At 62.3% G+C, this 9,137-nt stretch carries 7 protein-coding genes; 2 read left to right on the top strand and 5 right to left on the bottom strand.

The window, feature by feature from the left end:
* From VMX79_09720 to VMX79_09700, 5 genes are all read right to left on the bottom strand, one after another.
* Window positions 1-962, bottom strand: a 962-nt coding sequence (locus tag VMX79_09720; GenBank protein HUV87378.1) for a hypothetical protein, incomplete at its 3' end; no start/stop codon positions are given.
* Window position 963: 1 nt separating this feature from the next.
* Window positions 964-1,935, bottom strand: coding sequence for a hypothetical protein (locus VMX79_09715; GenBank protein ID HUV87377.1), 972 nt, complete (start codon window positions 1,933-1,935; stop codon window positions 964-966).
* Between the two features lie 57 nt (window positions 1,936-1,992).
* Window positions 1,993-2,265, bottom strand: coding sequence for a T9SS type A sorting domain-containing protein (locus tag VMX79_09710; GenBank protein ID HUV87376.1), 273 nt, complete (start codon window positions 2,263-2,265; stop codon window positions 1,993-1,995).
* A 259-nt stretch (window positions 2,266-2,524) separates the two neighbouring features.
* Window positions 2,525-4,270 carry a metallophosphoesterase gene (locus VMX79_09705; GenBank protein ID HUV87375.1) on the bottom strand — a complete coding sequence of 582 codons (1,746 nt, stop codon included), beginning with the start codon at window positions 4,268-4,270 and terminating at the stop codon, window positions 2,525-2,527.
* 55 nt (window positions 4,271-4,325) lie between these two features.
* A complete protein-coding gene (locus VMX79_09700) occupies window positions 4,326-4,844 on the bottom strand; it encodes a methylated-DNA--[protein]-cysteine S-methyltransferase (protein ID HUV87374.1) in 519 nt (172 codons plus the stop codon).
* A 165-nt stretch (window positions 4,845-5,009) separates the two neighbouring features.
* Here VMX79_09700 and VMX79_09695 point away from each other — a divergent pair, with 165 nt between their 5' ends.
* Together VMX79_09695 and VMX79_09690 are read left to right on the top strand one after the other, a co-directional pair.
* Window positions 5,010-5,930: an efflux RND transporter periplasmic adaptor subunit gene (locus tag VMX79_09695; protein ID HUV87373.1), complete on the top strand. Its 921-nt coding sequence runs from the start codon at window positions 5,010-5,012 to the stop codon at window positions 5,928-5,930.
* Between the two features lie 35 nt (window positions 5,931-5,965).
* Window positions 5,966-9,061, top strand: coding sequence for an efflux RND transporter permease subunit (locus tag VMX79_09690; protein HUV87372.1), 3,096 nt, complete (start codon window positions 5,966-5,968; stop codon window positions 9,059-9,061).
* Window positions 9,062-9,137 lie beyond the last annotated feature (76 nt).

Genomic DNA, 9,137 nt, shown 5'->3' with positions numbered 1-9,137 from the left:
TACTCCGGCGCCTTTATCAAAAAGAGCCGGCCCTTGTGGTTATCAAATACGATATCCCCGTTCGGGCCCCACGACGCGTACCGTATTTTTTCGTATTCCAACCTCGGCGGACACATCGTGAGCGGCCGGAATATCCCGGTCTTTAGCTCGTACGTCCCCAACTCGCCGACGCCGCTGCGCGGGTAGCCGTAACCCATAAGGATGTACTTCCCGCCGGGTGACCAGGCCAAAGCCCCCGCCCAAAATCTCTCGATACCCGCGGGCCATATGACCTCGAACCCGGTTCCGTTCACGTTGATGAGCGCAAGGTTAATGTCCTTATAATGCTTTAAATTGTCGAAGAGGTAAAACGCGATTTTTTCGCCCCCTGGCGACGGCAGCGGCGGCCCCACTTTAAGAAGCGGGTCGCGGTATAAAACGCCCAACTTCCCCTCGTTGAGGTCGTAATACACGCCGTATCCCTTCCTAGGTTCATAAGCGTAAGAAAAATAAACTTTATCGCCGTTCGGGCCCCATCGGGGCGTAAACGCGTTCTTAAACTCGAGCCGGTGGTGCTCCGAGCCGTCGGGCCGGCACAACCAGATATAGCGCGCCGATTCACGGTCACTCATATACGCGACCCACTCGCCGGTGGGGGACCACGTCGGCCTCTTCGCGCAGTTGCCCTCCACTATAACCTTTATCTTCCCCGTCGTCAAATCCAGTATCGCGAGGTCCGCGGCCCGGGCGAAAATGCCGAACCGGTAACTTACGACTACCTTGGTGCCGTCCGGCGAGAAGGAAGGCTCGTAGCACTGCGGCTCCACCCCCCGGGGTTCCCATAACAACCGCCGGCCGTCGTCGCCCTTAACCGGCGGCGGCACGTACGGCCCCGGTAGCGTAGACGCTGGCTCATCTTCGCAGCTTACCAGGCCGCCGATAACTACGAGGCCGAGCCAATACGCCGCCACCCGCCGCCACATTCTACTCCGGCGCCCTTATTAAAAAGAGCCGGCCCTTGTGGTTACCGAATAGTATGTCGCCGTTCGGCCCCCAAGAAGCGTACCGTATTTTCTCGTATTCCAACCTCGGCGGACACATCGTAAGGGGGCGGAATATGCCGGTCTTAAGCTCGTACGTTCCCAACTCGCCGACGCCGCTACGGGGATAGCCGTAACCCATAAGGATGTACTTCCCGTCGGGGGACCAGGCCAGCGCCGCGGCCCAATACCTCTCGATACCCGCGGGCCATATCACCTCGAGCCCGGTCCCGTCCGCGTTGATGAGCGCGAGGTTAATGTCCTTATAATGCTTTAAATTGTCGAAGAGGTAAAACGCCAATTTCCCCCCCCCGGGCGACGCCAAAGGCGGGCCCACATCGAGAAACGGGTCGTGATACAAAATAAGCAACTTCTCCTCGTCGAGGTCGTAATACACGCCGTACATTTTCCCCCCCGATTTATAAGCGTGGGCGAAGTAAATTTTATCCCCCTCCGGCCCCCAACGCGCCGTACGGGCCCATTTATAATCGAGACGGCGGTTTTCCGAGCCGTCGGGCCGGCACAACCAGATATAAGGGGCCGATTCCCGTTCACTATTATACGCGATCCACTCGCCAGTAGGGGACCAAGAAGGCCACCTGGCGCAATTGCCCTCCACGATAACGTTTATCTTCCCGGTAGTCAAATCCAGTATCGCGAGCTCCGCCGCTCGAGCGAAAAAGCCGTAACGGTAACTCACGACCACCTTGGTCCCGTCCGGCGAAAAAGAAGGCTCGTAGCACTGCGGCTCCACCCCCCGGGGTTCCCATAACAACCGCCGGCCGTCCTCCCCCTTCACCGGCGGCGGCACGTACGGCCCGGGCAGCGTCGACGTCGGCACGTCTTCGCAGCTTACGGCCGTCGCGAGTAAACCTAAAAATATTACTACCCTGGCGTACGTCTTAACTTTGACCATAGCTTTTTTAGGGTTAACCCGCCCCCGCCTCCGGCGGGGGCGGGTATTCTGTTACGCTTAGTGGATTACGCACTTATTGGCCGCGGTTACATTACCGGCGCGGACGCGGTAGATGTATACGCCCGGCGGAACGCGGCCTCCCGCGCTCGACGTAAGGTCCCACGCCACCTCCGCCACGCCGTCGCGTACCGGTACGTCGAAGGTCCGTATCCTGCGGCCGCTGATGTCGTAGATGATAAGCTCGGCTCGCGTCGCCTCTTTCGAGGACAACTCTAAGCGAATCGTCGTCGAGGAAGAAGCCGGATTGGGCGCGTTCTGCGCGAGCCTCAAGGCCGGGGCCGCGGCCGCGGCCGGGTTGCTCGAGCCGTCGCCGCCGCCGTCGCGAACATTATCCCACGCGATCGTTTCGCCCTCTTCCTAATAAAATCTGAATGCCGGGGTCAAGTACTTATAACCTCCGCTAATATAATTTATCTCCCCGCCCCGTTTGTCAAGTACTTATTTATATATTATTTATTTAGTATTGTAAATCGCCCGCCAATATAAAAGGCGGCTCTATTGAGCCGCCTTTAAATAATTTACGCTAACTTCACTCGAACGCCATATACCCGAAGCGCCGGGGGTCGAAGCCGATGGGGTACTGCCAGTCCGCGGAGCTCCCCTTGGCCTGCTCCTTGCGGCGGAAGTTCGCCCGCCACTCGTCGCCGGCGACGACGCCGTCCGCGCCCAGCGTCGCGACGGGAATCGCGGCCTCGAACGTCCAGTAGCCGGAGCCTCGAGCCGTGGCCACCTCGCAATCCGCGTTCCACGCCTCCACACCCTCGGTGTCCAGCTCCATCGGTTCCTCGAACGTGTACGCAATATCGTATATCACGCCGTCGGCGTTGACGTAGAGCTGGTAGAAGACGTTCTCGGCCGGGTCGGGGAGGAAGAAGAAACCGACGCAGTCGTCGGACGGCACCATCGCGTCGCGCTCGGCGGCGTTCACTACCAGCGCTTCCATATCTTCCTGTTCGCACCGCGCGGCGACGTAGAGGTTCTCGTCGTCGTAGCCGAAGTAGAACGTCGTCGGGTCTATCGTGCAAACGGTGCCGTCGGGGGCGCAGAAGTAGGCCGCGGTCGCGGCCTCGAGCCAACACGCGTCGCCCAGCTCGCCGTCTACCGTCGGCCCTGACGTAACCGCCTTTACGGGTTGCGTCCGGCACGCCGGCAGGCCGGTTTTAAATTCGTGCACCAACTCGCCCCGGTAGGGATAGGCCACCGTCACCTCGGGCAGCGGGTAGAGCTCGCCCGCCAACGTCGCGACGAACTCGAGCTCGGCGGAATCGCCGGGCGCGAGCGTTACCTCCCGACTCACCGGCTCGAGCGTCCAGTTGTCGGGGACCTCCCACGTCACCGGCGTCGCGATGGCGTCGGCCGTGCCGTTCTCGATTAAAATCGTAAAAGTCGCCTCTTTATCGCCCTCGGCGAAAAGGAACGACGGTACCCGCAAGTACTCGGTCTCGAACTTGTCGATGGTCTTGAGGTCCGCGACCAATACCGTATCGGCCGGCGCCGCCGAGCCCTTCTTCAACACCGTCCACTCGAGCTCGTCGCCCCGCACCGTGCACCACACGTACTGGAAGAAGGCGCCGGGGTATTCGGCCTCTTCCTCTATGCCGCCGCCGCTCGAGCCCACGATGGTGTACGGGATGCCGTCGTACTCGGCCGCGGCGTAAAGGTGGTAGTGGCCGTTGAAGACGGCGTCAACGCCGTACTCTTTAAAAATATCGTGCAGCGGGTCCGGCTCGCCGTCCGCCAGCGTTTCGTACCAGTACGGGATGTGGTGGAGAACGACGGTCAGGCGGTCCTTCTTGTGTTTGGCGAGGTCCTTCTCCAGCCACTCGCGGTAGCCGCTCTCCTCAAGCCACTCCTCGCTCGTCCCCCACCGGCCGGTATCGAGCGTTACGAAGTGCACGCCCTCGTAATCGAACGAGTAACAGGGGTCCCGCTTCGTGCGCTCCTCCCAAACCTCCAGCATAACGTCGTTGTATATATCGTGGTTGCCGGGGCAGACGTAGAACGGCGCCTCCAGCTTGCCGGCGATTTCCCAGTATTCGTCCCATTGCGCCTCGAGCGTTGGAACGTCCTCGCTGTAGCCCTCGATCTGGTCGCCCACGGTAACGACGAGGTCGGGCCCCAGCAGGTTCACCTCGTCGACGAGCTCGCCGTAGACGCCGGGGACGTGGTCGCCGGTCCGGTCGCCCAGGATGACGAAGTTAAAGTCCTCGCGGGCGGCGGAAACCCCAGCCGCGACGACAAACGCTAACGAAACGACGAACGTGAAACGTTTCATTCAACCTCACCCTCTCGTTGTTAACGTAACCTTTGTACGGTTAATAGCGTATTATCTAACGGGCCGCGGCCTCGAGCGCGAGAAGCTTACGCTTGAGTTCCGACCCCCCGGCATATCCGCCGAGGCCGGAGGAGCCGACTACCCGGTGGCAGGGGATTACCAGCGGGATGGGGTTGGCGGCGCAGGCCGCGCCCACGGCCCGGGCCGCGCTCGGCGAGCCGAGCCGCTCGGCGATTTCGCGGTACGTCGCCGTCGCGCCGTACGGAATCGCGCTCACCGCCTCCAGGACCTTGAACTGGAACGGCGTCACGCGGATGTGGAACGGCACGGCGAACTCGCGCCGCTCGCCGGCGAGGTACTCTTCGATTTCGGCGCGGCCTTGTTCCATCTCGGGCGTGCCCCGCTCGAGGAGCAGGAACGCCGGGTATTTCTTTTTAATATAGGAGAAGAAGCGGCGGCCGTCGCCGCCGGGCAGGCCCACGGCGGTTATGCCGCCCGCGCTCCCCGCGGCCCGGAAGACGCCCCACGAGGTCGGGAATTCGGCGTAATACAAACTGGAAACGGTGGAATTCACGTCGGCCTCCCCTGCGTCGGTGGAGCTTTTATAACATACGGGGAGGGCCGAAAAAAGGGGAAACGTACGTTTTCCCGATTTTTCTTGACCCGCGCGGGGATTTTTGCTAAAATAAACCAATTAGTCAAAAATTGAACTCAGGAGTTCAAATACGAGCAGGTAAATATGAGAAAATGGATAGTAATTGGCGTGACCGCGGCCGTGCTCGTCATCGTCGTCGTACTGGCCTTGGCGCGGGCCGCCAAAAAGCGTGAACAGCAAGAGGAGTTTTCGCAGCGCCGGGAAGTCGCCGTCGCCGTCGAGGTCACCCGGCCCGAGGTCGGTACGATAGAGGAAACCAAAATGTATTTGGGGACCGTCGTCTCGACGGAAGAGGCAACGGTTTTCTCCAAGATCCCGGGCAAAGTGGTCTCGGTTCCCGCGAAGGTGGGCGCGCGCGTCGGCGCCGGCGCTACGGTAGCGGTTATCGACTACGACCAACCCGGCATGAAATTCCGATACTACTACGCGTACTCTCCCCTAAACGGCGAAGTTGCGGACGTCATGGTCAGCGTCGGCGACATGGTTTCGCCGTCCACGCCGCTGGCCGTAGTCGTCAAGCCGGAATCGGTCAAGCTCGAGACGGAGGTCCCGGCCGAGACGTTGGCGGTGATGAGCCGCGACCAGCCGGTGAAGATCCACGCCCGAGGCTACGAGGGGGAATACGTCGAAGGCGAGATCGTGAACTTGCCGCGTTCGCTCTCCCCGGATTCCCACCTCGCGAAGGTGGAGATCAAACCTACGAATAAGGTAACGGCGCTGCGCGCCGGCATGTTCGCGCAGGTGGAGATACCGGTCGCCCGGAGCGACGACGCCCTCCTCGTCCCGCCCCAGGCCTTACGCCGAGAGCCGGAGGGCACGGCCGTCTACGTGGCGGAGGGCGGCATCGTCCGACGGCGGCTCGTCGAGTTGGGCCTCGCGCGCGAGGACGCCGTGGAGGTCGTCTCCGGCCTCGGCGCCGACGAGGAAGTAATCGTCTACGCCAACGGCGACCTCGACGACGGCGTAAAAATCCTCAAGAAAGTACCCTACCAACCTCATAAATAACCTCGGCCGCGGCCGGACGGGGCCGCGATTATATTATGAAGTTACCTGATTTCTCGATACGCAGGCCGGTTTTCATCACGATGCAGGTCCTCGCGGTTCTGGTCCTCGGCATCGTGTCCTACAACCGCCTGGGCGTCGACATCATGCCCGATGTCGACTTCCCGTACGTCGTTACGACGGTCGTATGGCCCGGCGCGAGCGCGAGCGAAGTCGAACTCGACATCACCGATAAGATAGAGGACCGCCTGAGCGCCATCAGCGGCCTGAAGAACCTCTACTCCTATTCCAACGAAGGGTACTCCCTCATAATCCTCGAGTTCGAGCTGGAGACGGACCCGCGCGCGGCCGAGGCCGACGTGCGCACGGAGGTGGAGAAAACCATCCCCGACCTGCCCCTCGACATCGAGAAGCCGGTCGTGGCGCGCGTAGACTGGGGAGCCGAGCCGGTCATCACGTTCGCGGTGGGCGGCAAAGCGACCCCCGAGGAGCTGCGCCGCCTCGCCGACGACGTCATCAAACCTCAGATCGAGAAGATCGCGGGCGTAGCGGAAGTGGACGTCGAGGGCGGCCTGGAGCGCGAGGTCAAAGTGGAGCTCGAGCCGGCGGCGCTCGCCGGCTACGGGATCTCGCTGGACGACGTGACGGGGGCGCTCGCGGCCGCCAACCTGGAAGTGCCCGCCGGCCCCATGCAGGCCGGGCCGCGGGAGGAGAAGCTCCGCGTCGCGGGCAAGTTCCGGTCGCAGGAAGACATCGAGAACGTCGTCGTGGCCTGGAAGAAAGGCGCGCCCTTCTTCCTCCGCGACGTCGCCACCGTCGACGTCGACGGCGATAAAGAGATTAAGACCATCCCCAAGCTCAACGGCAAAGACGCCGTAACCGTGAGCGTGGGAAAAGCCTCCGGCGCGAACACCGTCGAGGTGTGCGACGAGACGATCAAGCGGCTGGAGAGAATAAAGAAGACCCTCCCCGAGGGCGTCGAGCTCAATATCGCCTACAACGACGCCGACTTTATCAAAAACGCCATCGCCGACACCGGCGAGGCGCTGTACCTGGGCGCCATCTTCGCCGTCCTGGTGATACTCATCTTCCTGGGCAACATCCGCACTACGCTCATCTCGGCGCTGGCCATCCCCACCTCCATCCTCTTCACCTTCATCCTCATGTACGCCGTGGGCTTCACCCTCAACATGCTCACGCTGATGGCGCTGGCCCTCGCCGTCGGCATCCTCATCGACGACGCCATCGTCGTACGCGAGAACATCTACCGCCACTGGGAAGAGGGGATGTCGCTCGAAAAGTCGGCCTCCTTCGGGACCGCGGAAGTGGGCCTGGCCATCATGGCCACGACGTTCACCATTTGCGCCGTTTTCGTCCCGGTGGCGTACATGGGCGACATCGTCGGCCGGTTCTTCCGCCAGTTCGGCCTGGTGGTCGTCTTCGCCGTCATGTACTCGCTGTGGGACGCGCTTACCATGGCGCCCATGCTCTCGGCGAAGCTTATGATCGGCAGCCCGGACCCCACGAAAAAGAACCGGTTCGAGCGGCTGTTTGCGCCGCTCAACCGTCAGTTCGACCGGCTGGCGGACGGCTACCGCGGCTTCCTCCGGCTCGCGCTCGAGCGCCGGGCCATAACGCTCGTCGTCGCCGTCGCCGTCTTCGTCGGCAGCCTGTTCCTCGTCCGCTTCATCAGCACCCAATTCATGCCGGCGTGGGACCAGGGGTACCTCTACGCCTACGTAACGACGCCGCTCGACTCCTCGCTGGTCTATACCGAGAGCGTGGCCGAAGACGTCGAACGACGCCTCGCCGCCCACGAAGCCGTCGACGTCACCTTCGCCGACATCGGCGTCGACGAGATACCCAACCGGGCGACGATCACCGCCAAGCTCAAGCCCATCCGCGAGCGCGACAAGAGCAACTACGAGCTGCAAGAAGAGTTGCGCCGGGCGTTCGCCTCGTACTCCCGGGCCAAGGTTACGTTCAAGTTACCGGGGATGGGCGGAGGCGGCACTTTCGGCCAGCAGCCGACCTCGGTCGATATCTCCGGCACGGACCTGGACGTGATGGAGGCCGAGGCCGATAAGATGGTCGCCTACTTGAAGACCCTGGGCTCGACGCGCGACGCCGGCATGAGCTACGAGCGGGGTCGACCCGAGACCCGCCTCGTCCCGGACCGGGCGATGTGCGCCGAGATGGGGATACCGGTGGCCTCGGTCGCGATGAGCGTCCGCGGCCTGGTGGAGGGAACGGTCGCCACCAAGTACGCCGAGGGCGGCGAGGAGTACGACGTCCGCGTTATGATCCCGCGGCGGGAAATCCGGGACCTCGCGGACGTGGAGGGCCTCTACCTGAAAAACTTCGACGACGACGTCGTCCCGCTGGCGATGCTGGTCGACTTCGAACGCGACGTGGGCCCGACCCAAATCCAACATACCAACCGCCAACGCACGATATCGATATGGACCGGAAGCGCGCTGGGCGCCGCCGACAGCGACATCCAGCGGGAGATGAACACATACGTCGGCGACCACCCGCCTCCTACCGGGTACGAGTACTCCGTGGGCCACATGACCGAAATGCAGCGAACGATGTTCGGCAACATGTTCACGGCGCTCGCCATCGCCGTCGTCTTCATCTACATCGTGCTGGCGGCGCAGTTCAACTCGTTCACCCACCCCTTCACCATTATGCTGGCGCTGCCGCTCGCGGTCGTCGGCGCGCTTATCGCGATCTTCATCCTCGGCACGACCTTCGACATGATGACGATGGTGGGGCTCATCCTCCTCATGGGCCTCGTCAACAAGAACGCCATCCTGCTCGTGGACTATACGCTGCAGCAGATCGACAAGGGTAAATCCATCAAGGAAGCCCTGCTCGTCGCCGGCCCCGTCCGGATGCGGCCCATCCTCATGACCACCGCGGCCATGATTATGGGGATGCTGCCCACGGCGCTGGGCCGGGGCGAGGGCGGCGAGTTCCGCCAGGGTATGGCGGTCGCGGTCATCGGCGGCCTGATAACCTCCACCTTGCTCACCCTCCTCGTTGTGCCCGTCGTCTTCTCCATCGTCGAGGGCTGGCGGCACCGCCGCAAGCCGCGACCCAACGAGGTAGTCGCGACCGAATTCGAATAAAAAAGCGGCCGCGCCGCGCGCACGAAATCCTTGCGCTCGGGCTCGAGGAAGAGGAATATCTGAAAAACGTATCGTT

It is taken from the genome of bacterium (assembly GCA_035529855.1).
Taxonomy (GTDB): Bacteria; RBG-13-66-14; B26-G2; order WVWN01; family WVWN01; genus WVWN01.
The sequence above is the reverse complement of the archived record's forward strand: the minus strand, read 5'-3'. Positions and strand labels throughout refer to the sequence as shown.

What these genes read in the sequence shown, in the direction of transcription:
- VMX79_09715 (HUV87377.1), bottom strand. Translation starts at nt 1,935, where the DNA reads ATGGTCAAAGTTAAGACGTACGCCAGGGTAGTAATATTTTTAGGTTTA.
- VMX79_09705 (HUV87375.1), bottom strand. Translation starts at nt 4,270, where the DNA reads ATGAAACGTTTCACGTTCGTCGTTTCGTTAGCGTTTGTCGTCGCGGCT.
- VMX79_09695 (HUV87373.1), top strand. Translation starts at nt 5,010, where the DNA reads ATGAGAAAATGGATAGTAATTGGCGTGACCGCGGCCGTGCTCGTCATC.
- VMX79_09690 (HUV87372.1), top strand. Translation starts at nt 5,966, where the DNA reads ATGAAGTTACCTGATTTCTCGATACGCAGGCCGGTTTTCATCACGATG.